The organism is Mesorhizobium huakuii (assembly GCF_014189455.1).
Lineage (GTDB): Bacteria > Pseudomonadota > Alphaproteobacteria > Rhizobiales > Rhizobiaceae > Mesorhizobium > Mesorhizobium huakuii_A.
The window spans coordinates 287,469-314,330 of the sequence record NZ_CP050297.1; the positions used below are offsets into that span (position 1 = coordinate 287,469).

General features: G+C 61.9%; 23 protein-coding genes and 5 pseudogenes. 16 read left to right on the top strand and 12 right to left on the bottom strand.

Annotated elements, in window-relative coordinates; all coding sequences use genetic code 11:
• The first annotated feature begins 16 nt into the window (after positions 1 to 16).
• From tnpA to HB778_RS36095, 4 genes are all read left to right on the top strand, one after another.
• Entirely contained in the window at positions 17 to 454 is a 438-nt protein-coding gene (gene tnpA / locus HB778_RS36080; protein ID WP_183457562.1) for an IS66-like element accessory protein TnpA, read from the top strand.
• The gene (tnpB, locus tag HB778_RS36085; RefSeq protein ID WP_183465207.1) at positions 451 to 801 is read left to right on the top strand and encodes an IS66 family insertion sequence element accessory protein TnpB; all 351 of its coding nucleotides are present in this window, start codon (positions 451 to 453) and stop codon (positions 799 to 801) included. Before tnpA ends, tnpB begins: the two co-directional genes overlap by 4 nt.
• Before the next feature lie 71 nt (positions 802 to 872).
• Positions 873 to 2,456 carry an IS66 family transposase gene (tnpC, locus tag HB778_RS36090; RefSeq protein WP_183457560.1) on the top strand — a complete coding sequence of 528 codons (1,584 nt, stop codon included), beginning with the start codon at positions 873 to 875 and terminating at the stop codon, positions 2,454 to 2,456.
• Positions 2,453 to 3,058, top strand: a complete 606-nt coding sequence (locus tag HB778_RS36095) for a UPF0149 family protein (protein WP_183465373.1) — start codon at positions 2,453 to 2,455, stop codon at positions 3,056 to 3,058. The genes tnpC and HB778_RS36095 overlap by 4 nt, the downstream gene beginning before the upstream one ends.
• 564 nt (positions 3,059 to 3,622) lie before the next feature.
• On the opposite strand, the gene HB778_RS36100 is transcribed toward HB778_RS36095, so the two are convergent.
• The 5 genes from HB778_RS36100 to HB778_RS43225 all read right to left on the bottom strand — a co-directional run bounded on the left by HB778_RS36100 (position 3,623) and on the right by HB778_RS43225 (position 6,250).
• A complete protein-coding gene (locus HB778_RS36100) occupies positions 3,623 to 4,057 on the bottom strand; it encodes a hypothetical protein (RefSeq protein ID WP_183465402.1) in 435 nt (144 codons plus the stop codon).
• A gap of 165 nt (positions 4,058 to 4,222) precedes the next feature.
• Positions 4,223 to 4,525 carry a hypothetical protein gene (locus tag HB778_RS36105; protein ID WP_183465403.1) on the bottom strand — a complete coding sequence of 101 codons (303 nt, stop codon included), beginning with the start codon at positions 4,523 to 4,525 and terminating at the stop codon, positions 4,223 to 4,225.
• A 44-nt stretch (positions 4,526 to 4,569) separates the two neighbouring features.
• Entirely contained in the window at positions 4,570 to 5,283 is a 714-nt protein-coding gene (gene scpB, locus HB778_RS36110; protein ID WP_183465404.1) for an SMC-Scp complex subunit ScpB, read from the bottom strand.
• Between the two features lie 5 nt (positions 5,284 to 5,288).
• A complete protein-coding gene (locus HB778_RS43220; RefSeq protein ID WP_348524765.1) occupies positions 5,289 to 5,609 on the bottom strand; it encodes a DUF1403 family protein in 321 nt (106 codons plus the stop codon).
• A complete protein-coding gene (locus HB778_RS43225) occupies positions 5,606 to 6,250 on the bottom strand; it encodes a DUF1403 family protein (RefSeq protein ID WP_348524766.1) in 645 nt (214 codons plus the stop codon). The genes HB778_RS43220 and HB778_RS43225 overlap by 4 nt, the downstream gene beginning before the upstream one ends.
• An 86-nt stretch (positions 6,251 to 6,336) precedes the next feature.
• On the opposite strand from HB778_RS43225, the gene HB778_RS36120 reads away from it, so the two are divergent.
• The 3 genes and pseudogenes from HB778_RS36120 to HB778_RS36130 all read left to right on the top strand — a co-directional run.
• The gene (locus HB778_RS36120) at positions 6,337 to 6,519 is read left to right on the top strand and encodes a hypothetical protein (protein ID WP_183465405.1); all 183 of its coding nucleotides are present in this window, start codon (positions 6,337 to 6,339) and stop codon (positions 6,517 to 6,519) included.
• A gap of 232 nt (positions 6,520 to 6,751) precedes the next feature.
• Positions 6,752 to 8,349: pseudogene (locus HB778_RS43230) on the top strand (IS66 family transposase).
• A 420-nt stretch (positions 8,350 to 8,769) separates the two neighbouring features.
• Positions 8,770 to 9,680, top strand: a pseudogene (locus HB778_RS36130) (recombinase family protein); the annotation flags it as partial.
• Between the two features lie 687 nt (positions 9,681 to 10,367).
• Here the strand turns inward: HB778_RS36130 and HB778_RS43635 are convergent.
• The 5 genes and pseudogenes from HB778_RS43635 to HB778_RS36155 all read right to left on the bottom strand — a co-directional run.
• Positions 10,368 to 10,871: pseudogene (locus HB778_RS43635) on the bottom strand (TniQ family protein); the annotation flags it as partial.
• Entirely contained in the window at positions 10,769 to 11,692 is a 924-nt protein-coding gene (locus HB778_RS36140) for a TniB family NTP-binding protein (protein ID WP_183465406.1), read from the bottom strand. The gene HB778_RS36140 and the pseudogene HB778_RS43635, both read right to left, overlap by 103 nt.
• Positions 11,683 to 13,068, bottom strand: coding sequence for a transposase family protein (locus HB778_RS36145; RefSeq protein ID WP_244662050.1), 1,386 nt, complete (start codon positions 13,066 to 13,068; stop codon positions 11,683 to 11,685). Before HB778_RS36145 ends, HB778_RS36140 begins: the two co-directional genes overlap by 10 nt.
• 511 nt (positions 13,069 to 13,579) lie before the next feature.
• Positions 13,580 to 14,173 (bottom strand): type II toxin-antitoxin system VapC family toxin, encoded by a 594-nt coding sequence (locus tag HB778_RS36150; protein WP_183465407.1) that lies wholly within the window; start codon positions 14,171 to 14,173, stop codon positions 13,580 to 13,582.
• Entirely contained in the window at positions 14,163 to 14,459 is a 297-nt protein-coding gene (locus tag HB778_RS36155; protein ID WP_111543956.1) for a hypothetical protein, read from the bottom strand. Before HB778_RS36155 ends, HB778_RS36150 begins: the two co-directional genes overlap by 11 nt.
• 251 nt (positions 14,460 to 14,710) lie before the next feature.
• Between HB778_RS36155 and HB778_RS36160 the strand changes: the two are divergent.
• The 5 genes and pseudogenes from HB778_RS36160 (at position 14,711) to HB778_RS36180 (ending at position 20,539) form a co-directional block, all read left to right on the top strand.
• Positions 14,711 to 15,836: pseudogene (locus tag HB778_RS36160) on the top strand (site-specific integrase).
• 521 nt (positions 15,837 to 16,357) lie between these two features.
• On the top strand, positions 16,358 to 17,566 hold the full coding sequence (repA, locus tag HB778_RS36165) for a plasmid partitioning protein RepA (protein ID WP_111543958.1): 1,209 nt from the start codon (positions 16,358 to 16,360) through the stop codon (positions 17,564 to 17,566).
• A gap of 172 nt (positions 17,567 to 17,738) precedes the next feature.
• Positions 17,739 to 18,620 (top strand): plasmid partitioning protein RepB, encoded by an 882-nt coding sequence (gene repB / locus HB778_RS36170; protein ID WP_244662051.1) that lies wholly within the window; start codon positions 17,739 to 17,741, stop codon positions 18,618 to 18,620.
• A 153-nt stretch (positions 18,621 to 18,773) separates the two neighbouring features.
• Positions 18,774 to 19,979, top strand: a complete 1,206-nt coding sequence (repC, locus tag HB778_RS36175) for a plasmid replication protein RepC (RefSeq protein ID WP_183465408.1) — start codon at positions 18,774 to 18,776, stop codon at positions 19,977 to 19,979.
• Positions 19,980 to 20,326: 347 nt separating this feature from the next.
• On the top strand, positions 20,327 to 20,539 hold the full coding sequence (locus HB778_RS36180) for a cold-shock protein (protein ID WP_057143290.1): 213 nt from the start codon (positions 20,327 to 20,329) through the stop codon (positions 20,537 to 20,539).
• 475 nt (positions 20,540 to 21,014) lie between these two features.
• Here the strand turns inward: HB778_RS36180 and HB778_RS36185 are convergent, their stop codons facing one another.
• Together HB778_RS36185 and HB778_RS36190 are read right to left on the bottom strand one after the other, a co-directional pair.
• Positions 21,015 to 21,236: a hypothetical protein gene (locus tag HB778_RS36185; RefSeq protein WP_183465409.1), complete on the bottom strand. Its 222-nt coding sequence runs from the start codon at positions 21,234 to 21,236 to the stop codon at positions 21,015 to 21,017.
• A 75-nt stretch (positions 21,237 to 21,311) separates the two neighbouring features.
• On the bottom strand, positions 21,312 to 21,554 hold the full coding sequence (locus HB778_RS36190; RefSeq protein ID WP_183465410.1) for a DUF982 domain-containing protein: 243 nt from the start codon (positions 21,552 to 21,554) through the stop codon (positions 21,312 to 21,314).
• Between the two features lie 390 nt (positions 21,555 to 21,944).
• Here HB778_RS36190 and HB778_RS36195 point away from each other — a divergent pair, with 390 nt between their 5' ends.
• From HB778_RS36195 to HB778_RS36210, 4 genes and pseudogenes are all read left to right on the top strand, one after another.
• Positions 21,945 to 23,141, top strand: a complete 1,197-nt coding sequence (locus HB778_RS36195; protein ID WP_183465411.1) for a DUF932 domain-containing protein — start codon at positions 21,945 to 21,947, stop codon at positions 23,139 to 23,141.
• A gap of 271 nt (positions 23,142 to 23,412) precedes the next feature.
• Positions 23,413 to 25,579, top strand: a pseudogene (locus HB778_RS36200) (ParB/RepB/Spo0J family partition protein).
• Between the two features lie 107 nt (positions 25,580 to 25,686).
• Entirely contained in the window at positions 25,687 to 26,091 is a 405-nt protein-coding gene (locus tag HB778_RS36205; RefSeq protein ID WP_244662052.1) for a hypothetical protein, read from the top strand.
• A 132-nt stretch (positions 26,092 to 26,223) separates the two neighbouring features.
• Positions 26,224 to 26,823, top strand: coding sequence for a DUF1419 domain-containing protein (locus HB778_RS36210; RefSeq protein WP_183454992.1), 600 nt, complete (start codon positions 26,224 to 26,226; stop codon positions 26,821 to 26,823).
• Positions 26,824 to 26,862 lie beyond the last annotated feature (39 nt).

Sequence of the window (26,862 nt, forward strand, 5' to 3'; positions counted from 1 at the left end):
ATGGAGTTTTCGGGCCATGACATTGGAACATGCAAGGGGCGATCTGGTCGCCGAGTTAAGCGGTGCCGCGGCGGCCGAAGATCGTGCAACGATGCCCGGGCGCTCGCGGCAACGGAGGCTATGGAGTTGCACCGAGAAGCGCGCGTTGGTCGACCTGGCGAGCGCGGCGGGGTCGTCGGTGACGGAGGTCGCGGAAGCGTTCGGCGTAGCTCCATCCCAGCTCTATGCCTGGCGCAAGCAGATGGCCGGCGGCGAGCTCGATACCGATCAGGCGATGGCAACTTTCGCACGGATCGAAGTGAACGATCTGCCCGAGGTCGAGCGTCCGGTCGCCGATTGCCCGGACCCGGCCGGCAGGATCGTCGTGGCCTTTCCGAGCGGCACGCGATTGCGGATCGACGGGATCGTCGATCCGACAGCACTGCGCATCGTTCTGGCGGAGGTGACCAGGTGATCACGGTGGTGCCGACCGACCGGATTTATCTGTGCTGCGGCGCGACCGACATGCGCCGCGGGATCAACAGCCTGGCGCGGATGGTGCAGCAGGTGCTCGCGCTCAACCCGCACACCGGCGCGATCTTCTGCTTCCGTGGACGCAAGGGTCATATCATCAAGATTCTGGCGCATGACGACCAGGGGTTCTGTCTGTTCACCAAGCGGCTTACCGATGGTTGTTTTGCCTGGCCAACTACCAGGGATCAGGTCGCCGTGTCGCTCACCAAGGCGCAGCTTTCGCTGCTTTTGGACGGGATCGATTGGCGCCGACCGAGCAAGATTTATCGACCGCGTTTGGCTGGCTGATTTTGATGTTTCTAATTGATTTTGTGTTGATTCTTCTTCCGTAACGAGGGTCTTTCGGGTATGTAATTTGGGTGTCGGAACAAGCTCCCTCAACCGCTGATTTCTTCGCCCGGATCGCCCTTCTGGAGGCGGCCGTTTCTGCCCGTGACATCACCATCGCCGAACGCGATGAGCAGCTTCGAAGAGAGCGCGCCGAGGCCGCACTTCGCATCCAGCGCCTGCAGCTGCGGATCGATCGCTTCAACCGCAAGGCCTTCGGCCGTTCGTCCGAGAAGCTCGGCCAGATGCTGCTCGAACTCGAAGATCTCGAGACCGATTTCGCCGCCAGCGTGCCGGATCTCGAGCTGCCCATCGTTGCTGACACCGACAAGGTCCGGGTGTTGCCGGTGCGTAAGTTCAACCCCAACCTGCCGCGCAAGCGGGTCGTTCGCGAGCCGTCTTGCGCATGCTGCCCGGGCTGCGGCGGCGATCTGCGCGCCATGGGCGAAGATGGCGACGAGATGCTCGATCTGGTCGCCCAGGCCTGGCAGGTTATGGAGACCATTCGACCCAAGTACAGCTGCCGGACCTGCGATAAAATCATCCAGGCGCCGGCGCCAGCCAAGGCCATTGCACGCGGTAAGCTCAGCTATGCCGCGCTCGCCCATATCATGATGGCCAAGTGGGGTTATCATCTGCCCTTCTACCGTCAGGTACAGATGATGGCCGCCAAGGGCGTCGATATCGAGCGTTCCACGCTTGCGCGCAGCGCCGGCTACGCCGCCGCTTTGCTCGATCCCATCTACAATCGCATCCGTGAGATCGGCCGTACCCGCAGCAAGATTCACACCGACGACACGCGGCTTCCGATCCTGGCGCCCGGCACCGGCAAGACCCACAAGGGCGCGCTCTGGGTTTATGTCGCCGACGACCGCAACTCGGGTTCGAAGGAGCCGCCGATCGCCTGGTATCGCGCCACCATGGGCCGCGCCGGCGAGAGCGTGATGAGCGAACTCGCCGGATTTGCCGGCACCCTCCAAGCCGACGGATTCAGCGGCTATAACCAGCTCTACAAGGGCGGCGCCATTCGAGAAGCAGCCTGCCTGGCCCATCTGCGTCGCAAGATATTCGACGTTCACGACAGCCAGCCGACCGAGCTCAGCACGACGGCCATGGCTGGTATCCAGGCGATCTACCGGATCGAGGAAGAGATACGGGGGCTCCCGCCCGCCGAGCGATTGGCCGCACGACGAAGGCGGACCCGACCACTGGTTCGCGCGCTGCGACGACAGCTCATGCGCCAGGGCAAGGGTTTGTCGCGCCATGCCGATATCGCCAAGGCCTTCGCCTATGGCACCAGGCGATGGCGCGCGTTCAATCGCTTCCTCTACGATGGCCAGCTCGAGCCCGACAACCTGATCGCGGAGCGGGCGATTCGTGGATTTACGGTCGGCAGGCGCAATTGGCTCTTCTCGGGCAGCTTCGCCGCGGCAGAGCGGTCAGCGGTCGTGCTCAGCATCATTGAGACCTGCAAGCTCTGCGGCGTCGATGCCGAAGCCTACATGGCCGACGTCACCGAGCGCATCCAGAATGATTGGCCAGCCTCGCGCTGGGACGAACTGATGCCGTGGAATTGGGTGCGCCGCCAAGAGATGCAGCTCTCCTTGGCGGCATGAGCGCGCTCGATGACATGGCGCTGTCGGACGAGGCGCTCGAGGCCTGGATGGCCGCCAAGACCAACCGCCCGCTGGTGCGGACCATGTCGGCGCTGGATGGCTTCGTAACGGCGGCGGTCACCGGGCCGCGCTACCCGGACCCGCAAGACTGGATGTGCCCGCTCATGGGGTTGCCGCGCGACGTCCTGGCCAAAGGGTCTGCAACCGATCACGCCGTGTTTGCCAGCGTCGCCAGGATCCACAACCGGATCAACGAGACGCTCTTCGACAGACCGCAGGATTATGCGCCCCGATTCGCAACCAAGCCCAGCGGCGGCATCGACCCCCGGCCGTGGTGCCAGGGGTTCTACGCGGCCATGAATCTCAACATCAAAAGCTGGAGACGGCTACTCGACCTCGACAACCCCAACCACGGCCTGCTGCTGCCGATCCTGATCTACTGCGTCGACAAAAAGGGGAGGCCCGTCCTCGGCAAGCCCAGGCCGGGGCCCGAGACCGCGCGCTTCATCGAGCATGAGGCCTACAAAGACATCGCCCTCGTCATCCCCGCACTGCGCGAACTCCACTACGTCACCCGCTATGGCTATGGCAACCCGGAGTGATCGCCGCCGGCGCGCCGACTAACGGCTGACCTACCATAGACGCATCACAAGACGATATTGGGAGGTGCCTTGGCGCACCGCTTACATTGCACCTGCCTTCCTGGGTATAGAGACCGCTTTGTCCGTGTGAACAATAGATCCAGCGATGTGCGATCTATCGCCATCGCAAACTTACAGAACAATGAATGATCGATTGATCTTCCGCCTACCCAGTCGATCATAGGACGCGCCAGTGAGGCCCGTGAACCTGGCATCCAGCTTGAGGCAAAAGTCCAGCGCTTGGCGCCGCATCTCGCCCTTGAATAACTGAAATCGAATGAAGGGGGATTTCCAGCAGCGCACTCAAATCGCTCACTAGTTCCCAGTGATGTCATAGCGAGGCGTCATGCGCACGCGCCCTCCCCGCTCTCTGTTCAAGGTCAATTGACCCCGCTCGGATGTGCTACCGTACGGGGTCACTTTCGTATCAGGGCGGAGCGATCACCGATCTGACCCCGATCGGGACGCTCCTTTAGGCTATCTTTTGCCCACCGCGACGCGCAGCCGCTGCTTAGAATAGACACGTCATCGAATGAATTGCCCGGCAACGTTGTCACGGTTCGCTGTCGCATTACGCCATTGGAGCTCATCCAGCCATTTGGCAGTCGCGAACCGGTTGACCACGAACTGGTGGCTGATCCAAAGCCCGCCCCACTCTGGCAACAGGTTCGTATTGATCACCGACGTGACCGGCGAATGCCCCAGCGCGAGAGCGGCTGGACGCTCGCCCTTTTCCTGGTTTATTTCTTCCAACCACTCTCGATGTTTCTCCGTTGCGAGCTTCGAGACAATGAACTCGCCACCCTGCATCAGGCCAACGACCTCGAAGATGCCCTTCCCGAAATGTCGGTACATAGGGATATCATCATCTGGCCCGGAGCGGCCTATGACCAAGCCCCCCTTGCGTGCATCGAGCATGCGTCCCTGCTCGAGTTCGATGAAGAACTCCTCGAAGGTCACCCGATGAGGAGCGTCTGTTGAACAGCCCGGACACGCAGCCGAACTGAGCGGGATAGCGGCGCCACATGTCTGGCAATCCGTCTCCGATCCAATTTCGAGCCGAAACTCAGCCATCTCACCCAGCCACTTTGACCATACATCCTCTCATTGCTGCGTCGGATCCGATCACCAACCCGATTTGAAGCCGGCGGCAATGGGACTGGGCGGAGCGACAAAGTGCGCAGGATCGTCGATCCAGAGCTGGGCAACCTGCACAAGCTGCTCTGTTTCGGTGCCCGAGAACTGGAACTTCTTTACTATATCGCCCATGAAGCGCTTGCTCGATGGGTGCCGCCCATCCCCGGCCTCAATGGGATCGATGTCGACATAGAGCCGCTCCGGTCCCTTCTTGCCCTTAAGCATCTGGGCATGGTTGGTATCGTCGTCGATCCATGTGTGAATCCTGTAGCCCTTGTAATTGATTCTCATGCAAAACCTCGTGTGGCGCGTTAACCGGTCGTGGTTGATGTCACTCAGCTGAATTCGTCGTCGGCTCTCATTTCGGTTTCGACTGCCGGCAAGATGTCGCCCGCCAACAACTTCTCTTTCGACAGCAGGCCGGCATCCTCGAGCGCCTCGAAATCCGGCAGGTCGCGCAGCGTGTCGAGCCCGAACTCCAGCAGGAATTCTTTGGTCGTCACGTAGGTGTAGGGCGCGCCCGGCGTCGGGCTACGCGGACCGGAAGCGATCAGGCCGGCGCCGCGCAGATGACCAATAAAATCGCGACTGATCTCCTTGCCGAAGAAAGACGACAGTTCTCCGCGCGTGATCGGCTGGAAGTAGCCGATGCACATCAGCACGAGCACCTCCGACTGCGTGAGGTCTACGGATCGCTCGTTTCCGCCGACGCCCGTGCCAAATGCACTGCGGATGGCGTCGGCATAGGCCGGCCGGGTCAGGTGCCGAAAACCGCCGGCGACGGCGACCAGGTCGTAGGGACGGCCGCGCAACTCCTCGCGGATGTCGTCGATCAAAAGATCTATGCTGCAGCTTTTTCCGACAATGCGGGCCAGCGTTTCGCGCGTCACAGGCTCGCTCGCTGCAAAAATGGTTGCTTCGACCCGATGCATCCATTCGCGCCAGCGGGCCTCCGCCGGCAGGTGATCCAGCTCCCGGTCAAACAGGCGGTCTCCTGATCGACGGTCATCTGACCGATCCTTTCCGCGTCTGCGCACCGCTTCCGCCATGGTCGTCAGAGCCCGTAGATGCGGAAGGTCGGGCGACCCGACAATTCGCGCACGGCGCCGAGTTCAACCAGCCGATCGAACAGGCGGCGCAGGCCGCGATCACTCATGCCGTTCTTTTGCTCCCCGCGCGAGGCCACGAGCGCGTCTTCGTTCAACAACCGGTCGACGATCGCTTCCGCTCCCTTGGCCCTGAGCTTCGGGACAACCGCGAGCAACCGATCCGCCCTGCGCCCGAGCTCCGCCGACAAATCGATCGCGCGCAACGCCGCACGCGCCTGCGCGGCCAGCAGATTTTTGGCACGATTTGGCTCTGTCTCGACATTCATTGACGCAACGCCGGCGGCCATGCGCCGCGGTCGACTGAGCCCCCGCCCAAAGCCGCCTCTGCGCCCAGCACCGGCACAGCATGGGCCCAGCCCAGCCGCGCGGCCAGCAGGGCGTCGGCAAGCCAGCAGCCGAAGGCGCGCCCGAAGCCGTATCGCTCGGCAGCGACGAAGGCACCGGCGAGCATCCCTACCGTCCCGGCGCCGGCAGAGAGCGGTCGAAGATCGTCCGCCAGATCGGACACCGCCTCGGCGTCGGCGGCATAGCCGAACTCTTCCAGGACGGCGGCGAGGTTTTTCTTCGTCAGCAGCTCCTCCGCGGGCCGGGTAGCCAGCCGGCGCCAGGCGAGGAGCAAAAGACCGGCGGGACCGACGGACAAAAAATCGCCCGGTCGTGTGAGCAGCATGGCATCGCGCAGCGCATTTTCATCGTTGACGCGGCCGGCCTGCTTCGCCGTTGCCGCGGCCGCCGAAAGCGCCAGGCGCTGGCGCCAGGCGCCGGCCCACCGCTCCTGCCGGCGGACCACCGCATCGAGCGCGCCGATGGCGGCGCCCGCGGTGAGCGCGAGGTCCTCAACATCTTTGCCCGCAAGGCTTTGCGCATCGTGAACGGCCCGGCGCAGCCAACCCGGCACCGTCGCCACTGGCACCTCCGCAGTGGCGCCGGGAAGAGTGCCCTGGTGGCATGGGGAGGGTTTGGGACGCAGAATCATCAAAAGCACGATGAATCATGGCGGCGCTTTTGGCAACAGAAATGGATAGAAAGCGCTGCACCTGTCGCCTTCGTAAAATGAACGATAATCTTGCATTATCGTTCGTCATTGCGCTACAAGGACAAATGGCCGTTGTCGCTCGCCCTGGATGGGTGGAAAAGCCGGCATTTGCGCCGTTTCAGGCGTCGTTTTCATCCTAAATCGGCGGATTCTCACCTTAATTGGGTGGACAGCGCGACCAAGATCGGTGGAATTCGCGAGACGCGAGCGCCAATTCGGCCGGTTTTGAATCGGTTTTCGTGAGACTCCGTGCCGGAAAAGTTCGCCAGCCGAGTAACCGGGGCAGATTACCGGGCGGTGGGGGTTTGCAGGCGCGTGCTTTCGTGATTCACCCTTTGCGTGACGCTACCACCGACTGATTCGCTTGAAGGCCTGTCGCTCGCGGAACTCCGCGGGCTGGTTTCTGCGCTGATCGGCGAAGTGCGCGGTCTTCAAAGCCGGGTCGAGAGCCTTGAGATCGAGAACCAGGCGCTACGCGCCGAGAACCAGACCCTGAAGGATGAGATCGCCCGGCTGAAGGACCTGCCGCCGCGTCCCCCGGTCAAGCCGACCAAGCCATCGGGCATGGAGAAGGCGACGCAGCCGACATCTGGCAAGGGCAAGCGCCGCCGGCGCGGCGCCAAGCGCGACGGCGGTCGCGTGAGCCGCGAGGTGACGGTTGCGGTGAGCGCTCCTGCGGGCTCTCGCTTCAAGGGGTATGAGACGATCCTGGTGCGCGATCTGGCGTTGTCGGCCGAGGTGGTGCGCTATCGCCGCGAGCGCTGGGTGACACCGACCGGCGAAACGATGGTGGCGCCGTTGCCGGCGGGGATCATCGGCGGCTGGGGCGCGAACCTGCGCCGCTTCATTCTGGCCTGTCACATTCAAGGCCAGGTGACGACGGAGCGGTTGACGGCGTTGTTGACCGGGATCGGGGTCGACATTTCGAAGCGCCAGGTGGTGCGGCTGATTTCGGAGGGCCTGGAGGCCTTCGCGGCGGAGGACCGTGACGTGCTGCGCGCCGGGCTGGCTACGGCGCCCTGGATCACCGTCGATGATACGTCGGCGCGCCACGCCCACCAGGACGGCTACACCACCCAGATCGGCGATCGCCGCTTCACCGCGTTCCGCACCGGGCGATCGAAGTCACGGGAGGCGTTCCTGGCGACGCTGCGTGCCGGGCACAGCGATTACTTCATCAATGAAGAGGCCCTGGCCTATATGCGCGGCCGCAACCTCGCCGGTCCGGTGATCGCGCGGCTGGCGGCTGCGCCGCACAAGGCATTTGCCGACAGCGCCGCATGGCAGGCGCATCTGGCCGCACTCGGCCTCGACCAGCTCGCGGTTGAGCCCAACCCAGTCAGGATCGCCACCGAAGGGGCGATGTGGGAGCGATCCGCCACCACGGCTTTCTTGGCGATACCGTGGTCGTGTCCGATGATGCCGGCCAGTTCCGCATCGGCGACCATGCTCTGTGCTGGGTCCACGCCGAGCGGCTCGTCCACAAATTGATACCCGTGACCCCGGATCAACGTCAGGCCGTCGACATCATGCGCCAGTTGATCTGGTGGTTCTATCGCGACCTCAAGAGCTACCAGCGTGCTCCTTGTCCGCGCCACGCGGCGGCCCTGCGCGCCCGCTTCGAGCGCCTGTTCAAACGACGAACCGGCTACGTCATGCTCGACCGGCTTCTTGCCAGGCTGCATCGCCGCAAGCATGAACTCCTGCGCGTTCTCGATCGTCCCGAGATCCCGCTCCACACCAATGGTTCGGAAAACGACATCCGCACCTTCGTCACCAAGCGCAAGATCTCCGGCGGAACCGTCAGCGAGGCAGGCAAGAACGCCCGCGACGTCCTGCTCGGCCTGATGAAGACCTGCATCAAGCTCGACGTCTCATTCTTCCGCTATCTCGGCGACCGCCTCGGCATACCAACACAAGAGTCGATTCCGCCGCTCCCGGATCTCGTTAGGCAAGCCGCTCAAGCCTGACTGCCCGGTAATCTGCCCCGGTTACGCCAGCCGACGGCTAACCTCTTGAACTACCTTGGTATTGTCCGCCCCTCCGGCAAAGACGCGCTTTGTCACGCAGTCTCACGATTTCCGACTCAGATTCACGTGGTCTCATGAAATCCGCTTCGCCCGCCGGTGGAGCTAAAGCCAAATCGATTGTCCCCTAGCGCTTCGCTACCGGTCCTTCAGGCCGCTCTGGCTTCAAATGACCTGTTTTGCCCGCTTTCGGCCCTAGCGCGCCCGTGGACGTGATTTTGGCCCTTTCCGAGTCCTCGGACACTTCCGAAGGCCTCGAACGCGCTCTACGGGCCTGCAAATGGGTCGATAATACACGCCTGCAAAGGAACCTTTTCTGACACATTGCACTATTGCAAAAAACGGCCCAAATTGTCCCCGCAAATGGCCAAACCGCGCACCCAAGCCACACCCCCTCCCCGCTCCCGCCGCCTGATCGGCTATGCTCGGGTTTCCACCGAAGACCAGCTCAACGACGCCCAGGTCGACGAACTCAAGGCCACCGGCTGTCATATGGTTCACCAGGAGCATGGCTCCGGCGCATCGCGCTCCCGGCCAGTTCTGGCGAAGCTGATGCGCGAGATCGCGGCCGGCGACGTTCTCGTCGTCGTGCGGCTCGACCGCCTCGCCCGCTCGGTCAGCCATCTGCTCGAGGTCATCGAGCAACTCGAGGCGCGGGGCGCGCACTTCCGCTCGCTGCGCGATCCGATCGACACGTCGACGCCGCAGGGCATGTTCTCGCTGCAGGTGCTCGGCGCCGTGGCGCAGCTCGAGCGTGCCCTGATCGCTGAACGCACCAAGGCGGGCATGAAGGCGGCCAAGGCACGCGGCAGGCTTGCCGGCAATCCCGGGCTTCGCGAACGCCGTCCCGAAGCTGTCCGGGCGATCGCGGCAGCGCGAGAGCGGGCCTATCTCGACGATCTCATCACCTCGGCGCAGACCTGGCTGCCGACCGTGCGCCGCTTGCGGCCGCAGCACAGCTGGGACGACGTGGTGCGGGTGCTGAACCGGAAGGGGCACAGCTGGACGATCGAGCGGCTGCGGCGCGCGGTGCATCGGCTGGTGCGCGAACACATCGCCGAACCGGCGCTGATCAAACGCGCCCCTCGCCGCCCGCCGGAGGACCGGCTGATGACGTTGGTCGCCGGAATTGCGCTCGCCGATCCGGATCTTACTCTGCTCGAGATCGGCGCACAGCTGGAACGGATGCATGAACGCACGCCCGCGGCGCTCGCCAATGGCAGCCGTCGTCGGTCAAGGCGCTCCTGGATCGAGCCCGGCGGCTCGGTCTCGTGGTGCCGATCAAGGGCCTCAGTCATGAGGCGTGCCAACGCCCGCTCGCGCACGGTCCCTGCGGCGCCCTGAACGGCCCTCCATTGCGGACTGGCGAGGATCTGTTCTGCCAATGCACGGTATTCGGCGTCCGGGCGGAGCGCGCACGTCGTTGCGTGTCGCTCGGCGTGTTGGGTCTGCCGCACGCCCCGGCGCGCGGCAGACCGCGACGGGTCGCCCGCGGCGAATTCTTCCGCCAGAAAGACAGGCGGCGGCCCGATGTGGCTTCTGGCATCGGCCAGATCCAGCAGCTGTGCAATTCCGAACAGGGTCAACATGCGGCCTGGCAATGAGGCAGTGGCAAGCGGCTCCTCGCGATCGGCCGGCATGTCGTTGCCGCTCAGGCGCGGATGCCCCAGCCATGCGATGAAGGGCTTTCCGCCCGCCTGCGATGACGACCACAACAATCGCGCCGCCCGCATGATGTCCTTGGCCGCCGCGCCCTGCGGCCCCTCTTCGATGGCCAATGTGACGGTGTCGGCAAGCGCCATCAGGAAGTTTTGCCATTCCAAAACTACCCTGTCCGCGCGGCCGAAAGACACGGGAGCCGAACAGCTCCCACAAACCAGACGTCCCCTCCCCTCTCGGCAATCGAAGCGAAATCCCTTACGGGCGAAGCAATGGCCGCACATGTCCCGCAGCATGGTCAGATGCCGGGGGCAGACGATTGCTTCGACCCGAGACCACGCACGGCGAAGATAATGATCCCGGCCGCCGGCGTGATCCTCGTCGAGACAAGCACTGCAGAGGCCATGATGCCAGCGATCCTGGATGTACCAGTTGAGGCCGCGCGCCTGCCGGCGCAGCGCCATCCTAGTAAGTCGGCCCGCATCCATCCGGCAGGCGCGGGCCCAAAGTGTGATCATTGCATCGCCAGGATCGAAGTCCCGCCCGATGAGGTCGCCTCGCTGTCCCGGATCGCTGTCCGGATCGAGCCAGCTTTCAACGTCGCGCAGCGTGCATCCGTAGCGACAGGCCACACGCCCCTGCCAGGAGGAAAGCAACTCGTCGTCAAATGGCCGGGGCGCGAGGGGCAGGACGCGCACCGACCTCACCGGGTCGCCCGGTGCTGCAGTCCCTTTTCCATGTGGCGTGTCATCGACACAAGCGGCAGGACGAGATTGTCCCCGTCGAAACTGTCGATGGTGATGCACTCACTGCCGCTGCGGACCGCCTCCACCGCCACCGTCTCCATCAGGCCAAAGATCCGGGAGGTCATGCCGTCGGTCAGAGCGAGCACTTTTCGGCGGACAGCCGTCGTTGCCAAATCCGAGGGACGGCGCAGCGGCAGGATCCCGCCCAGGCTCGTCAAAAGCTGGGAAACCTGGAAGTCATCTGTCCAGCGCTCAAGGTGGAAGGCCTCGAAACGCTCGGCAAGCTGGGGGTCGGTCAGCAGCGCCTGCCGGGCCTTCTCGGTCCCGGCGCAGATCAGTGGAACCCTCAGGTCATTTGCCAGAAACCGGATGATGTTGAGAAAAATGCGCTGCTGGCGGAAGGTGCCGGCAAGCATCGAGTGGATTTCGTCGATGATCAGCATGCGGGCGCCCATGCTGCGTAAAAGGCTCCGGCAGACCTCCTTCAGACGATAGGTGGAGTCCGTCATAGGTCCCGGTGCGCCGAGCGCGGTAAGAAGTCCGCCATAAACGTCCCGTTCCAACGGTTCGGGCGGCATCTGCATGGCCACGACGGGCATGCTTGTGATGCCTGTGCCCCGATCGAAACAGGCCGGATGATCGCGCAGGAATTTACGGATGATCTTGGTCTTGCCTATACCGGTGTCGCCATAAAGCAGCAGGCAGGGCATGCGGTCGCGCGCAGGATAGGACAGCAGGTCCTCCAGCCGCGCCAGCGCCGCGCGCGCCTGGGCGGTTTCCAGCCAGCGGTCGGCCCGGATCCAGGCGATTCTGTCGGCATCGCCAAGAGCGGCATGCGAGCGATAGGCGGGGAGCAGATGCTGGTAGTCGCTCAAGACCATTCTTCCACGACCAACGACGGTAGATCGGTATCCAGTTCTTCGTCGTGGTCGATCTCCGGGGCGGCAAAGCTCCTGTTTTCGGCCGCCATCAACGACCGGTCGCGGCGCTCGGCATGCCGGCGCGCGCTCCTGGTCTTATGTCCGGCTGCGTCGACGAGCTGCCGCTGCTTTTCCACCGTCTCGAAAATCAGCTGCTCGTCCACCGCCCTGACGCCGCGTTCTTGCAATTCCGCGCGGGCAATTCGGTGCTCGCCGAGCGTAATGCGCGGTCGCCTGAGATCGGCAAACCGGACCGGCCAGTTCGTGCCATCGGGGCCTTCTACAAACACGCACGACAGGTCGCGCGGGTCATATCTGACGCGCATCCGGCGAGGAAACCGGCCTGCCCAGGGGCTCAACACATCGTCCCAATAGCGAAGTCCGAACAGATGCACCCCGTCGCGTCGGATGCTGCGCTCCTCGAAGGGCAGGAAATCCTGGAGAAACCGCTGGCGGTCATGGGGCAGCCGCAAGGGATGGCGACGTGCCGCAACGGCGTCGTTCCACGCGCTGGCGGGCGGCAGATGCAGGCTGCTGTGGATTTCCGCATGATAGCGGCCGACAATCTGGAGCGCGAGCCACGCTTCCAGTTCGTCGAGCGTCATTGCGGCATGCTTTTGCGGATCGTAGGTGCCGCGCGCGGCGATGTTGCTGAACGTCGTGCCCGGGAGCAGGTGGACCGCACCCATCATCGTGCCGATCAGCCGCTCGATATGGCCCCCGTAATGAGGCCTTGCGACGGGCCGATATTCAAGGGCGATGCCATGTTCCGCCGTCCCTCGGGCCAGCGCCTTTCCATGGAATTCCCTGCCGTTGTCGACGTGGATCACGTCAGGCAGCCCGAAAACCGGCCACGCCGCCTTGATATCGCGTGCCTCGAGCCAAGGTTCCTTCGGCATCACCATGTGCTGGACGCAAAGCGCTACAGATGCCGACGACGGATTTTCCAGCGTGAGGTAGAATCCCGCCACCATGCGGCTTGCGATATCGATGGCCAGCGTCAGCCAAGGTCGCTGAAGAGGCCGACGATGCACGGCATCGACGATAAACAGATCGACCAATGTGTGATCGATCTGGACGATGTGAAGTGCGTGATCAGCGCGATACTCCTGCACCACGGGATCAAACCGTTCGCGCGCCGCTTCTGCCCCTTCCCGATCACGCATCAGTAGCCGCGGATCGGCAAGCTTTACACGGGCTCTTACCGCCTTCCAGGAAGGCGCAACCTCTCCGCAGCTGCGGCACAATTCTCGAACGCGGTCATGCAGGGCGGTGATAGAAGGCTTCTCCCGCCTGCGGTAAGTGTCGCGCATCGCGGTTTCGATGAGCGCCTCCATCTCTTCCGACAGGCGCCGCCGCCCTTTCGCCGGGCCGGGATTGTGACCAAGCAGTGAACTCGTGACAGGAGAGACACGGTATCGACCGAGAAGTTCATAAAGGCGTGCCCGCCTCACACCGAGCTGGCGGCATGCGAGGCCTATATCGGCGGGAGACAAGCGATCCTTCGACGCCAGGGGGGCGGATGACGGCCTCGCGCGCTACCGCCCTTCGCCAGTCGGCATCATCGGCCGCGAATTTGTCGGGGTCACGACCCATAAACCGTCGCCCTCGCCTTCGTCCACCAAATCAGGGTAAGAATCCACCTAACCAGGACGAATCCACTGAATTAGGATGGGCGATGAATGTTACAAAACAACGACATCCAGTCCACTCATCCAAGAAGAGTGACAGCCGTTTTCGTCGAGCAGAAGCCCAAAATTCACGCCCAGCGACCCTCCGGACCATCCCACAGCGCGACGGTCTTTCCTGGAACGGCTACGATAGCGCTGGTGCATCCCACTGACGCTTTTAAGCCTGCGGGCGCAAACCTGGCGCTGCCCGGTAGAAGATCACCCGCACCGACGGAACAAGCTGGCTGAGGTAATCGAAATCGCCAACATTGCCGGTCAGGACCGTCGCCCCGAGCATACCGGCCTGGTGAAAGATCAGCGCATCGTTGAGGAAGCTGCGTTCATGCCCCTTCCCTTTCGGCAGATGGCTCAGCCGGAACAACAGGCCGGCCAGCATGCCGGCGCGTCCCCAAGCGGTGGCGTCGGGTGCATGCAGCCGGTGCGCCGGAATATCCTCGATCGTATCAGCAACGGCTCCCAGGACCGACTTCGTCGTCGGGTGCGCCGGGTCGAGCCGGCCGAACACGTGGCTGAGCTCGGCAAGGCAGACGGCCGAGTGGTGACAGAGCCGATACGTCAGAAGGTTATCGACCGCTTCGGGCGTACGTCCCTGCAGGACATCCAGATAGACGCTGGTGTCGAGGAGCAATACGCCGCCGACAGGCGGCTGGTCACCTGCCCAGGACAGGGTGGAATCTGGTCGCCGTTCCAGCCCTGCCCTACGCCGCTGTGGTTTTAGGGACCGCAGTGCGCCGCCTAGATCAAATGCCAAGATCGATGTCCGCGGAGATGCTGCCCTTGCGGCCGACGAGCCGGGCGCCAAAATCATCCTCGAGGGCCAGCCGCGACAAGGCGAGCTCAAGCAGTTCGGTGTCGGAGGTCACATGGGCGCGCTTCTTTGCCGCCTCGATCAATTCCGACGGCACCCTGCCGGAAAGGCGTGTGTTCTTGGCCGCGCCAAGCAGGCCGACCGCCCTCGCCTGCTCAAGCACCAGACGGTTGCGGGTGTGGGCGATCCGCTCCTCGCTTGCGGCTGTCGCTGCGCCACGTATGGTCATCTTGGGATCTCCATCTGTTGAACGGAATATAAAGGATGTTGAACATGATAGCAAGGAGAGACCACCCCCTGAGAGGCCATCCCTGGATCGGAAAGGCCCGTTGCGCTCCCGCTGATGCGATACCAGAACCGGAGCGGAGGCAATTCCCGCAGCTATTCCGTCACACAGCTCGCGGTGGACAATTCCGGACTTTGGCCGCACCTTCGCTCGTAAGAATCGCATTGCTGCGACAGTAGAATGGACGAGGCTGGATGGGCAAAGCCCGTAATTTGATGGTGTCCACCGACGCAATCGACACCGATGACCTGCCGGACATTGTCGACGTCGTCATGGAGATGGGGCGGCCGGATGAAGGCCCCTCCCCTCCCCCGCCGGTCCTTGACCCGCGACAGACATCGTTGCCTACGCATCTCGAAAAGCTCGCCGACCGTGCGCGCGATTATGTCGAGGCAGCAAGTTCGGCGAACACCCGTCGCGCCTACGCAGCCGACTGGAAGCATTTTTGCGCCTGGTGCCGGCGCCAGTCTTTTGATCCATCGCGGCCGGACCCGCAGACCGTCGGCCTCTATATCACCGCGCAGGCTTCGGGCACTGGAAGGGACAAAAGGCGGTGGCGACGATCGAGCGCCGCCTGTCATCCCTGACCTGGAACTACACGCAGCGCGGCCAATCGCTTGACCGGAAGGACCGTCATATCGCCACCGTGCTCGCCGGCATCCGCAACACGCACGCCGCCCCGCCCCGTCAGAAGGAGGCCGTACTGCGCGACGATCTTGTTGCCATGCTGGAGACGCTCGACCGCGGCACGCTGCGTGGCCTGCGTGACCGCGCCATGCTGCTTTTGGGCTTCGCAGGCGGCTTGCGCCGCTCCGAAATCGTCGGCCTCGATCTTGCCCGCGATCAAACCGAGGATGGCGCGGCTGGGTCGAGGTGCTCGACAAAGGTGTTCTTGTGACACTGCGCGGCAAGACCGGCTGGCGCGAGGTCGAGATCGGCCGCGGTTCGTCCGACGCCACCTGCCCGGTTGTCGCGCTCGAGACCTGGCTGAGGTTTGCCCGCATCGCGCATGGCCCCTTGTTCCGCCGTGTTACTGGTCAGGGTAAAACGGTCGGCGTCGATCGGCTCAACGATCAGGAGGTGGCCCGGTTGGTCAAGCGCACGGCCTTGGCCGCCGGCGTGCGCGGCGATCTCTCCGAGGGCGAGCGGGGACAGAAGTTTTCCGGACATTCACTGCGCGCTGGCCTGGCTTCCTCTGGCGAGGTTGATGAGCGTTATGTGCAGAAGCAGCTTGGCCACGCCAGCGCCGAGATGACCCGCAAGTACCAGCGGCGTCGCGACCGTTTCCGGATCAACCTCACTAAGGCGTCCGGGCTCTGAAAAGCCCTCTCTTTTCCCATTGAGCGAACTCGACACCATTACTCCGTCCTCCCACTTGGCGCTTATCGTGAGGCAACGGACTGATGAGTGCTGCCCTCTCTCCTCCGACAGCTATCACCTGGAACGCTTTGCTTAGCGTCTTCAAGGGAGGTAAAAGACAACATGGCGCTTTGCGATGTCGGGTCAGAACGCGGTCAAGTTTGATCTGCAAATACTCGTCATAGGCTCAGAGTGTCGTGATCACTTGCCAGGCACCGGTGCGGAGCGCCTTAGGAAGCCGATAAGAACTGGGCGTGATGCCTGGGTAAGCTGGATTTGTGCTTGGATGGTAGGCTTTGTCCGCAGACAAAATCGCCGAATTGTGCAGCATATTCAGTTGCATGAATCATATTATTGAGCCCAGTTCCGCGACCGTTAAGCTTTGTTAACTTTAAATTTCTTGCCCGGGCGAACGAATCGGACATAATGACGGTTGCTTGGCGCTTTTACGTCAAAAATCGTTTTTAGAGAGTCTCGATCGAATGAACGTGAACTCGCCCGTTCCTACAAAGATCCCGCTGCTGTTCGAGAAAAGCATCCTCGATCAGGGCGATCAGATATCGAAGAAGTTGCACCTGCTTTCGATGCAGCGCTTCCCTCCCCACGCGAAGAAAGATCTTCGTTCGTTCTCGCTGGCGGAGGTTGCCACGTATCTGGGGGTTTCCCAGAGCCATCTGAAGAAACTGCATCTGGAAGGAAAGGGACCGGTGCCTGAAACCTCGACGTCGGGCAGACGTTCGTACACTGCTGAACAGATGCTTGAGCTGCGCCAGTATCTGGACCAGTACGGTCGATCTGACGCCCGCATGTATGTTCCCCATCGGCGGCCCAGCGAGAAGCTTCAGATTTTAGCTGTGGTTAATTTCAAGGGAGGCAGCGGGAAGACCACTACAGCTGCCCACCTCGCCCAATACCTTGCGCTTACCGGTCACCGTGTCCTAGCGGTCGATCTCGATCCGCAGGCGTCGCTTTCTTCATTGCATGGGTTCCAGCCTGAACTCGACCAGACGAAATCCCTTTACGACGCGATTCGTTATGACGACGAGAGGGTGCCTCTCTCCGAGATCATCAAGCCGACGAATTTCCCGGGCTTGGACATCGTCCCAGCGAACCTAGAGCTCCAGGAATTCGAATACGACACGCCTCTGGCAATGACTGACAAGTCTTCGAATGCGGGCAGAGCGTTTTTCACACGCATCTCGAAGGCATTGATGGAGGTCGACGATCGCTACGATGTCATAGTTATCGATTGTCCGCCGCAGCTTGGCTACCTGACGATCACTGCACTGACCGCGGCGACTTCAGTGTTGATCACGATCCATCCGCAGATGCTCGATGTGATGAGCATGGGCCAGTTTCTGCTGATGCTCGGGAACATCCTGGAGCCGATCAGAGCGGCCGGTGCCGAGGTGAATCTGGAGTGGTATCGCTACCTTGTTACTCGGTTCGAACCTACGGACCAGCCGCAAGCGCAGATGGTGGCATTCCTGCATACGCTGTTCGGCGAATTCATCCTAAAGAACCAGATGCTGAAATCAACGGCGATTTCCGATGCGGGGATTACCAAGCAGACCCTCTACGAAGTCGAAAAGAGTGCGATGACCCGGTCCACATACGAGCGGGCAATGGAAGCCTTGGACGTCGTTAATGGCGAAATCGTAGCTTTGATTCATGAAGCATGGGGGCGCTGACTTGTCTGCTGACAAAAGTGCACCTTTTCCAAATGTATTCAACGGCCTACGCTGCCTGGAGGTAAAATATGGCACGTAAGAATCTTCTTTCTGGCCTCGTAGAAGCGGAAGCCGGCGAGCGGGAGTCATCTACGCGGCTGCAGCATATCCGATCCGCGGAGCGTCAAAATCCATGATCCGTTCGGTCAACGAGTTGGCAAAGCAAGCGGATGCGTATCTTGAGGGCGAGCATGTCGTGGAACTCGACCCAAGCGCAGTCGACGGGTCGTTCGTTTCCGACCGCATGGGCGACGACCAGGAGCAGTACCAAGAGCTGCTGGAAGCTATTCGGGAAAGGGGGCAGGATTCTCCCATACTTGTCCGTCCGCATCCAGGCTCCGACGGCCGCTACATGATTGTCTTCGGCCACCGCAGAGTCCGAGTCGCTCGTGAGCTGGGGCGGAAGGTAAGGGCAGTCGTCAAGGAGATCGACGACAGGGCCCATGTAATTGCCCAGGGTCAGGAGAATTCCGCTCGTGCAAATCTTAGCTTCATCGAGAAGGCGATGTTCGCAAAGCGTCTTGAGGATTTGGGGTACGACAGAGATGTGATCTCGTCAGCATTGGCCTCGAACGCCGCTGCGGTATCAAAGATGGTATCAGTCGTCTCAAGAATTCCGGCGTCTGTGATCGGCAAGATTGGATCCGCTACGTCTGTGGGCCGCGAGCGGTGGGTTGAGCTGTCTCTCCTCGCCGGCAAGAAATTCGAAATGGTTAATGCAATCTTGTCCGAACCAGAATTCGGTGAGTTGGAAAGCAGCGAACGTTTCGAAAGGCTGCTGGGAGCCCTGAATGCGAAGGGGAAGCCGGTTCGCAAGGTAGGTCTGAAGTCCCAAGCACAATCCTGGGTCCCAGAGGACAAAGCAGTTTGCGTCAGCGTTAAGAAGGCAGGCAAGGCCACCACGATCGCCGTGAAGGAGATGGACGGCAGCCGCTTTGGTACGTGGATTTCCGATAATCTGAGCAACCTCTATGAGGCGTTCAGAAAATCGGAGCAGACCTCAACAGGAGACTGAAACCGCAAAAGAAAAAGGCCCCCGAACGTCACCGTCGCGGAAGCCCTTCTCGTCTGTCGCAAGCTGAGAATCGCATTTCCCCGAATCACTGTCAAGAGTCGTGGCGCCGTTTTGGCGAGCAGATTTCTTTTGCCTAATCGAAGGTGAAAGAAAATGGAGACGGGTATTGCAACGACGCCCTTTGGGCGGCGGCCGATGTCGCTTGCCATGCTGGCAGCGCAAAACGATTCACGTGAAATCCCCAAGGGCAGGGTCGTCGACAAATGGCAGATCTACCGCAACCTCTGCGAGGGCAAGAGCATCGTCGGTATCGGCGATCGTGCGCTGGCCGTCCTGAATGCGTTGCTATCATTCTATCCTGACAGCGAATTGGGTGAGGAAAACGACCTCATCGTCTTTCCCTCGAACGCACAGCTGTCGCTCAGGGCGCACGGAATGCCCGAGCCCACAGTCAGACGACACCTGGCGGCTCTTGTTGACTGCGGGCTGATCATCCGTCGGGATAGTCCGAACGGCAAGCGCTACGCGCGCAAGGGCAGAGGAGGGGAGATCGAGGAAGCATTTGGCTTCTCCCTGGCGCCGCTGCTGGCCCGCGCTCACGAGTTCGAGGCGGCGGCCGAGCGTGTTCGCGCCGACAACAGGGCGCTCAGGCTGATGCGCGAGCGGATCACCTTACACCGCCGGGACATCCACAAGCTGATCGAGGCGGCTGTTGACGAAGATGTTCCAGGCGACTGGGGAGGCCTGTGGAAGCGCTTCCGCGGCGTTGTGGAGGCAATTCCGCGCCGAGCCTGCATTGCCGAGCTCGAACTGATCGTGGCGGATATGGCCGGATTACATGACGAGGTGGATAAGCTGCTGGAAAGTCATATGAAACACACGAATCCGAGCGGCAATGACTCTCAAAACGAGCGGCAGCAATCTAATTCAAATACCGACTCTATTTTTGAATTTGAACCTGCTTTAGAGAAAAGCGGGGCATCGGCCGAGCCCAAGACGAGGACCGCAGAGGCGCCGAAAACATACCCACTAGGGATGGTGCTGAAGGCTTGCCCCGAAATTGCGGATTATGCCGTCGACGGGATCGGCAATTGGCGCGATCTTATGATAACGGCCGCCCAGGTGCGGGGATATCTGGGCGTTTCGCCGTCTGCGTATGAGGAGGCGTGCCATGTGATGGGCCAAGAGATCGCGGCGATCGTGATCGCCTGCATTCTGCAAAGGGCGCAGCACATCAACTCGGCCGGCGGCTATTTGCGGGTACTGACCGAAAAGGCGACGTCAGGGCAGTTCTCTGTCGGGCCGATGCTGATGGCGGCGCTCAAGGCGAACGGCGCCATGGCGAAGATGACGGGATGACGATCGCCGATCCCGCAGCTTGTCGCGTTGCGACCAGCTCAAAGCCAATGCGGCCTTTTGGGTCTCTGGTTTCGTCGACCGGCAGCAGTCTTGGTGGTTGTCCGCGCGTCTGACCGACAAGGCACAAGGGTGGGGCAGTATTCCGAGAGTCTTGTTTCCAAGCATACGATGCTGGCACTGCTCAATTATCGAGGTGGCGTCAGCGCCCCCCACCGCTTGGCGCCAAAAGGTCGTCAAACAGGCCAAAGACTTGCTATGAGGGCCATTTGCTGCATGTATCTGAAACAGCTGCGGCCAGTGCGGTCGGCCAACGGACAGGTAGACACTTACGGCAAGGAAACACCTTTATGGCGACTGGAACGGTAAAGTGGTTCAACGCGACCAAGGGCTTTGGCTTCATTCAACCCGACGGTGGTGGACAGGACGTGTTTGTCCATATTTCTGCTGTCGAGCGCGCTGGCCTTTCGACGCTTGCTGACGGCCAGAAGGTCAACTACGAGATAGAACAGGATCGGCGGACCGGTAAATCGTCTGCCGGCAACCTGAGCAAGGCTGGCTGAACCAGGCACTCAAATTGGCAATCGCATCAAGCACGCAAGCTTCAGTGCACCAAGAGGACAGGTCTGGTGGCCTACCGGCATGTTGTTGAAGTGTCACCTTTGCTGACCCATATGCGCGGTGCGTGGGATGTTTCCTCCCATTCGTCCGGCGCGTTCCCCTCTGGAGGTTTTAACCTTCATACCTGGCTGGACCTTGGTCCGGACTTTTTCTTGCGCGCGAGAAACGGGTAAACTGAGGTGACGAGGCCCGGCGGTGATTGCGCGATCTCGCAGCCAGAATTGGGCAGTATCGCGTTGCCACTTCATCGGTGAAGGTCAGAGCGGTTAAGCCGATGGCTTATATTCGCCAGCCCGGCTGGCGAATACTGACCTAAGGCCGTTTCTCGGCCTGCCATTCTCTCCGGTCATTCGAAGGACAATGGCAATTCGCCGCCTGCTTTTGCCGATATTTTCACAAGAGATGTGGAAGAATTGACTATTCTGCAGGCTTGTCGAAGACCATGGGCAACCCGCGTGTCGATGCCATCTCGACCACCAGTTCTTCGATAGCTTCGTCGGAAAGGCGGGTCTGCAGTATCGTACGAATCCGCTTGACCAGTTCGTGCACCGGCAAAGGCAAGAGATCCTCGGCATCATCGATAAGCCGACTGACTTCGATCACAACGTCAGCATCGATGTCGCTCGGCAAATTTCGCATATGCCATCTCCGATCGAGGTAAATATTGCCGGTCTACCTGCCCGTTGTCGAGAGGCGCGATGTTCCGCTTCGACCTCAGTCGCTGCGTAGGATTTTCGCTTCTAACGCCGCTACAACGAAGGCCCGTCTCGCTACCGGCGGCTGAGCTTCACCACGCAGAACCTGAAGACATGCATCCATGGCCAGTTTTCGCTTGTTCGTCTGATGAGGGAAACTCCGCAGCAGGATCGTCGCTGCGTCGTTGACATCGAATATGATGCGCTCACGGTCATGCCGGCCAACTTGCACCACCACGGGCCGGATGAACCTGCTCGACATGCAATTACACTCTCAATTCCGACCGTGACACGGTCTTCGCTATCATGACGTTGGGTCAATTTATACATTTGTGGCTAGGGCCAGAACAGAACGCCCAATCTCAAGACAAGTTGCCTGCCGAATTTCAGCAGGCAGCTACCTGAATTCGGATGGGCACCGGTCTTGTTGCGCAAGGAAGCACAGCGAATTCTGACGTGTCCGGAAGGTGAAGCGGCGCCTGGTCTTAGGCTCGGGCTTTCCTGAACGGTGCCGGCCTTGAGGCGGCCGCTGCTGCAATGGCGACGCTGCTAGTGGCGCGCGGGTGCCGGGAGAGAAAGAGGGCGGGCGGGGTGCGGTGGCGGGTAAAGGTCCGGGAGAGAGTCTCCCGGCGCCCGCCAAGGAGCAACAACCATGACCCAAATGGAAATTCTTGCGCCTAAGCGCAACGAGCGTGCCGGATACAAGGTCGACCTCAGCCGCGGCCAGCGTATTGGCCGCGTGTCGTCAGAATGGTTCAACCGGCCGGCGGATGAGCGATACCTGTCGCTCAACGACCTTGGAAAGGCGGTGAAGAGCCGGTCGGAGCGCAGCAAGACCCGCATCGTCGAAAGTGAGCTGATCCGCGTCGAGGCCAGCCGCGACGATCCGGAGCGCCTGAGACTAATGCTGCCCGATGCGCGTGCGCCTGTCGCCCCCACGCATTGGAGTTTTGGCCAACTCGCCAGCCTGGTCGGCGCGCCGGCCACTTATCTGCGCCAGCTTCCGGCCCCGCTCGCGGCAATCAACCTTCAGCACGGTCTCCTCAACCACCGCGCCGAGCAGGTGAAGACGCTGGAAATTGAGAACGGACGCCTCGAGCTGCGGGCGGTAACAGGCCCTGACTATGGCAGAATATATGACTCAGAGCTGGTGGACGCCGTGCAAAAGGTCGCCGGCAACGGTACAGGAGACACGCGCTGGAAGGTCCCCGGAGTGCTCGACTGGTCGACAGGGATCTACAATCCGCACGTCGACATCTCCAGCGATACCACCACGCTCTACGCGTCTGATCGCGATATCTTTGTCTTCCTCGTCGACGATCTGAACCCGATCGAGGCCGGGCGGCTGCCGAATGGGGAACCGGATCTCTATTTCCGCGGCTTCTACTGCTGGAATTCCGAAGTCGGAGCTCGCACCCTCGGGATCGCCAGCTTCTATCTGCGCGCGGTTTGTCAGAATCGCAATCTGTGGGGGGTCGAAGATTTCGAGGAAATCACCATCCGCCATTCAAAATACGCGGCCTCCCGTTTCGCCCTCGAAGCCGAACCAGCCCTGATCCAGTTTGCCGATTCCTCCCCCATGCCGTTCGTCAACGGCATCAAGACCGCGCGGCAACGGATCGTTGCCAGAGACGACGAAGAGCGCCTGAGCTTCCTGCGCAAGCGGGGCTTCTCCAAGTCCGAGACCACTAAGATCATCGATACTGTGCTGCTTGAGGAAGGCCGGCCGCCAGAATCGATTTTCGATTTCGTGCAGGGCATCACGCGGGTCGCGCGGGACAAGTCGCATCAGGATGTCCGCCTGGAAATGGAGGGCAAGGCCAAGAAGCTTCTCGATTTCGCCGCCTGATCCTTTGCGGAGCCCAGCGGCGAAAACTCTCGTCGCCGGCCTCGCCTCCGCGCAGTCTCCATCAATCCCCAGCGCCGTCCTCCGAAGCAAGAGGACGGCGCTTTTTTCGTGGGAGAACCGTGACGCCAACATGCTGCAGGCCCCTCGGGCGGCTCGGTCGCGTCGAGATCCGCGAGCCGGGGTCAGGTCGGCGTGAGGCCTGGAGGCGGAGGGGGGAGGGGAGGGTTCTGACGGGCTTGGAGGTTCGGGGAGAGGCCCCGGGCCGCCCGTCATGGAGAACCTGACCATGGCAAAGAACGCCATTCAGAAGATCGCGATGAACGCTGCGGAGAATATTCCCTATGACAGGCTGATGCTGTCGCAGAAGAATGTTCGGCGCATCAAGGACGGGGTGTCGATCGAGCAGCTGGCCGAAGACATCGGACGGCGAAAGCTGATCCAGAGCCTGAACGTACGTCCCGTGCTCGACGGCGAGGGCGAGGAGACCGGCACGTTCGAGGTGCCCGCCGGCGGCCGGCGTTATCTCGCGCTCGGCATCCTCATCAAGCAAAAGCGCCTGGCGAAGAACGAGCCGATCCCCTGCATCGTCAACCGCGGGCAGGAGACCTCGGCCGAGGAGGATTCGCTTGCCGAAAACCTGCGGCGCGCCGACCTGCACCCGCTCGATCAGTTTCGGGCCTTCAAGACGCTCAGCGATCAGGGCCTCGATCCGGAGGAGATCGGCGCCCGCTTCTTCGTATCGCCGGCGACGGTGAGGCAGCGCCTGCGGCTGGCCTCGGTGTCACCGAAACTTCTCGATCTCTACGAGAAGGACGAAATCCGGCTCGAACAGATCATGGCGTTTTCGATCTCCGACGATCACGCGCGCCAGGAACAGGTCTGGGAGCGGATTGCCAGCTCGCACACGCAGGAACCATACTACATCAGGCGCCTGCTGACGGAGACGACGGTGCGGGCCGATGATCGCCGTGCCGTCTATGTCGGTGCCGAAGCCTATGAAGCGGCTGGAGGCGTCGTCCTTCGCGACCTGTTCGAGCAGGATTCCGGCGGCTGGTTCCAGGATGCCGCGCTCCTCGAGCAGCTTGTCTTCGACAGGCTGAAGGTGGATGCCGAGGCGATCCGCGCCGAAGGCTGGAAATGGGTCGAGGCGGCGATCAGCTTTCCCTATGGCCACACCTCCGGCATGCGGCGCATCTACGCCGAGGCGCAGGAGCTCAGCGCCGAGGAGATCGAACGCTACGAGGCGCTGAAGGCCGAATACGACAAGCTGGATGCGGACTATGCCGAGGCAGAGGAGACCGACGAGGCAATCGAGGCGAAGCTTGACCAACTGGGTGCCGAGCTCGATGCGATCGATGATCGTCCTCAAAGCTACGATCCCGGCCAGAAGACCATTGCCGGGGTGTTCGTTATGCTTGCCGCGAACGGTAAGCCCCAGGTCGACGCCGGTTTCGTTCGGTCCGAGGACGAGCCGCGGCCCGAAACCAGCGACGTCGATGAGGGCGAGGAAGGGGGGCACCGAGGGCCAAACCCGATCCAATGGCGACGACGACGGCGATGGCGTTGTCGTCAACGGCCAGCCGGTGAACGACGCCTCTGGCGACGACGGCGAGGACGATGGCATCAAGCCCCTCCCTGATCGGCTCGTCTTCGACCTGACGGCGCAGCGCACGCTGGCGCTACGCAACGCGCTCGCCGGCGACGTCGATATCGCCATCATCGCCGCACTCCATGCCTTCGTCCTGCAGGTCTTCTATCGCTTCGCGCCGAACACGTGCCTGGAGATCTGCATGAAGAGCGGCAGCTTCAGCCAGGTTGACGGTCTTGCCGAGACCTCCTGGGCCAAGGAGATCGCCGAGCGGCACGAAGCCTGGGACCGCGATTTGCCCGATGAGGCGGAAGGCCTGTGGGACTTCCTTCTCGGCCTCGATGAAGCAAGCCGCAAGGCGCTTTTCGCGCACTGCGTCTCGCTGACCCTCAATGCGGTGGTCGAACCCTGGAACAGGCGAGCGAAGGCGCTCGAGCATGTAGACGTGCTTGGCCGCTCGCTCCAGTTCGACATGGTCGACGCCGGCTGGACGCCCACGGTCGAGTTCCTCGGGAGGCTCACCAAGGCGCGGATTCTACAGGCTGTCCGTGAAGCGCGTGGCGCAGACTCCGCGCAGCTGATCGACCACATGAAGAAGGACATCATGGCCCGTGAAGCTGCCCGTCTTCTCGAAGGCTCGAACTGGCTGCCAGAGCCGCTGCGCGTTGAGGTCGATGAAGTGTCTGCCGATGCTGGCGACGCGGCCGCCAGCGAGATGTCGGACGAGGCGGCTCTCGACGGCGATGCCGCCGAGCTGCCGGCCTTCCTCGCCGACGATGCGGATCCGTCCTCCAATAAGCCGGTGACCATAGACAGCGACGAGGCCGACCACCTTCAGGCCGCCGAATAGCCGGCCTCACGCTCGCACCGGGCCCGGCACTCCCGCCGGGCCCAATCCAGTTCCAACTCACCCTCAAGCCCGGGATCGCCACAGCGCGCCCGGGGAGTTTTTGTTTCATGGAGATCGACATGTTCGACTGGAAAAGATCCTGCTCCTACGACGAGCAGCAGAAGAGACGTTTCCACACCACAGCCCGTTCACGGCTGAAGAAACTCGCCGCCGAACTCGCGCTGCCGCAGGGAAGCTTCGACCTGCGCTCCAACAGGGCGGGCATCGCCGTTTGCGGTGAAATTACCCTGCACCACGACGACGCCTACATCCAGGTCGGCCAGTTCGGTTTGTCCTCAGGTCACGGTATCCTGATCCGCACCTGCAAGGGCCGTAAAGACTACATCGGCGGGGCCAACCACTTCGTCGCACTCGGCATGCTCGACGATATCCCGGCGCTCGCCGCCGCCGTCCGTGCCATCACCGGGGTTGGTCGAGACGCTTCGTGTTCCTCCGAGCGACGCGCCGCCTAAACTCCTGCAAACCCCATCATCGCCAGTGCACGTGCCGGCCGCAGGCTCGGCCCGTCGCCAGCCACAACACAGCAAGCAGTTGCCATGGCGCGGCGATGCCGCGCGTGGCCGACTTGCCTTGAGGAGAACCTCATGACCGCACATCCACCCTTCAGGAAGGTGCTCGACGGCGTCGCCACCCGCGAGCAGATGTTCCAACTGTTCAGCCGCCACAAAGACACTCCCGGCATCGATCCCAATTCCGGCACTCCCTATTCAGGCGAGTGGTTTGAGATCACCGCGTCCGAATACCACTTCATGCTAGATTTGTTGCCGCCGCTCTTCATGCGCACCGGCATGTTGGGAATGTCGGAGTATAAGGCGGGCAACGTGACCAGCGTATTCTTCGCGATCCGGATCCGGGGCCGCGAGCGCTGGTTTCATGGCTTCTGCGATCTCACGGATCGGCAGTCGCCAGACAAGATGCGCGCCGCCACCATCGCCCACGAGACCGGCGCGAGCGACAGCATGACCCGCGCGGAAAAGCTCGAGGCGATCTGGAACATAACCCCTGTCGAGCTCAGGGGGACCGCCCGCAATGCAGACCCCGAGACCGGGTGGGCCGAACATAGCGGCAAACGCACGATTCTCGTTAACGCCGGAAGGCATGATGCTGCCTTCAGGCTGCTCGATGATCTGTCGGATCTCGAGATCGACGAATTCCTGTCCAGAGTGCGATTGCGTCGGAGCTGACAAAGGAAGGCGACGATGGGCATCTATAAGAAACGCGCT

What these genes read in the sequence shown, in the direction of transcription:
- tnpA (WP_183457562.1), top strand. Translation starts at nt 17, where the DNA reads ATGACATTGGAACATGCAAGGGGCGATCTGGTCGCCGAGTTAAGCGGT.
- HB778_RS36095 (WP_183465373.1), top strand. Translation starts at nt 2,453, where the DNA reads ATGAGCGCGCTCGATGACATGGCGCTGTCGGACGAGGCGCTCGAGGCC.
- HB778_RS36105 (WP_183465403.1), bottom strand. Translation starts at nt 4,525, where the DNA reads ATGAGAATCAATTACAAGGGCTACAGGATTCACACATGGATCGACGAC.
- scpB (WP_183465404.1), bottom strand. Translation starts at nt 5,283, where the DNA reads ATGGCGGAAGCGGTGCGCAGACGCGGAAAGGATCGGTCAGATGACCGT.
- HB778_RS43220 (WP_348524765.1), bottom strand. Translation starts at nt 5,609, where the DNA reads ATGAATGTCGAGACAGAGCCAAATCGTGCCAAAAATCTGCTGGCCGCG.
- HB778_RS36120 (WP_183465405.1), top strand. Translation starts at nt 6,337, where the DNA reads ATGGCGGCGCTTTTGGCAACAGAAATGGATAGAAAGCGCTGCACCTGT.
- HB778_RS36140 (WP_183465406.1), bottom strand. Translation starts at nt 11,692, where the DNA reads ATGGTCTTGAGCGACTACCAGCATCTGCTCCCCGCCTATCGCTCGCAT.
- HB778_RS36145 (WP_244662050.1), bottom strand. Translation starts at nt 13,068, where the DNA reads ATGGAGGCGCTCATCGAAACCGCGATGCGCGACACTTACCGCAGGCGG.
- HB778_RS36155 (WP_111543956.1), bottom strand. Translation starts at nt 14,459, where the DNA reads ATGACCATACGTGGCGCAGCGACAGCCGCAAGCGAGGAGCGGATCGCC.
- repA (WP_111543958.1), top strand. Translation starts at nt 16,358, where the DNA reads ATGAACGTGAACTCGCCCGTTCCTACAAAGATCCCGCTGCTGTTCGAG.
- repB (WP_244662051.1), top strand. Translation starts at nt 17,739, where the DNA reads ATGATCCGTTCGGTCAACGAGTTGGCAAAGCAAGCGGATGCGTATCTT.
- repC (WP_183465408.1), top strand. Translation starts at nt 18,774, where the DNA reads ATGGAGACGGGTATTGCAACGACGCCCTTTGGGCGGCGGCCGATGTCG.
- HB778_RS36180 (WP_057143290.1), top strand. Translation starts at nt 20,327, where the DNA reads ATGGCGACTGGAACGGTAAAGTGGTTCAACGCGACCAAGGGCTTTGGC.
- HB778_RS36185 (WP_183465409.1), bottom strand. Translation starts at nt 21,236, where the DNA reads ATGCGAAATTTGCCGAGCGACATCGATGCTGACGTTGTGATCGAAGTC.
- HB778_RS36190 (WP_183465410.1), bottom strand. Translation starts at nt 21,554, where the DNA reads ATGTCGAGCAGGTTCATCCGGCCCGTGGTGGTGCAAGTTGGCCGGCAT.
- HB778_RS36195 (WP_183465411.1), top strand. Translation starts at nt 21,945, where the DNA reads ATGACCCAAATGGAAATTCTTGCGCCTAAGCGCAACGAGCGTGCCGGA.
- HB778_RS36205 (WP_244662052.1), top strand. Translation starts at nt 25,687, where the DNA reads ATGGAGATCGACATGTTCGACTGGAAAAGATCCTGCTCCTACGACGAG.
- HB778_RS36210 (WP_183454992.1), top strand. Translation starts at nt 26,224, where the DNA reads ATGACCGCACATCCACCCTTCAGGAAGGTGCTCGACGGCGTCGCCACC.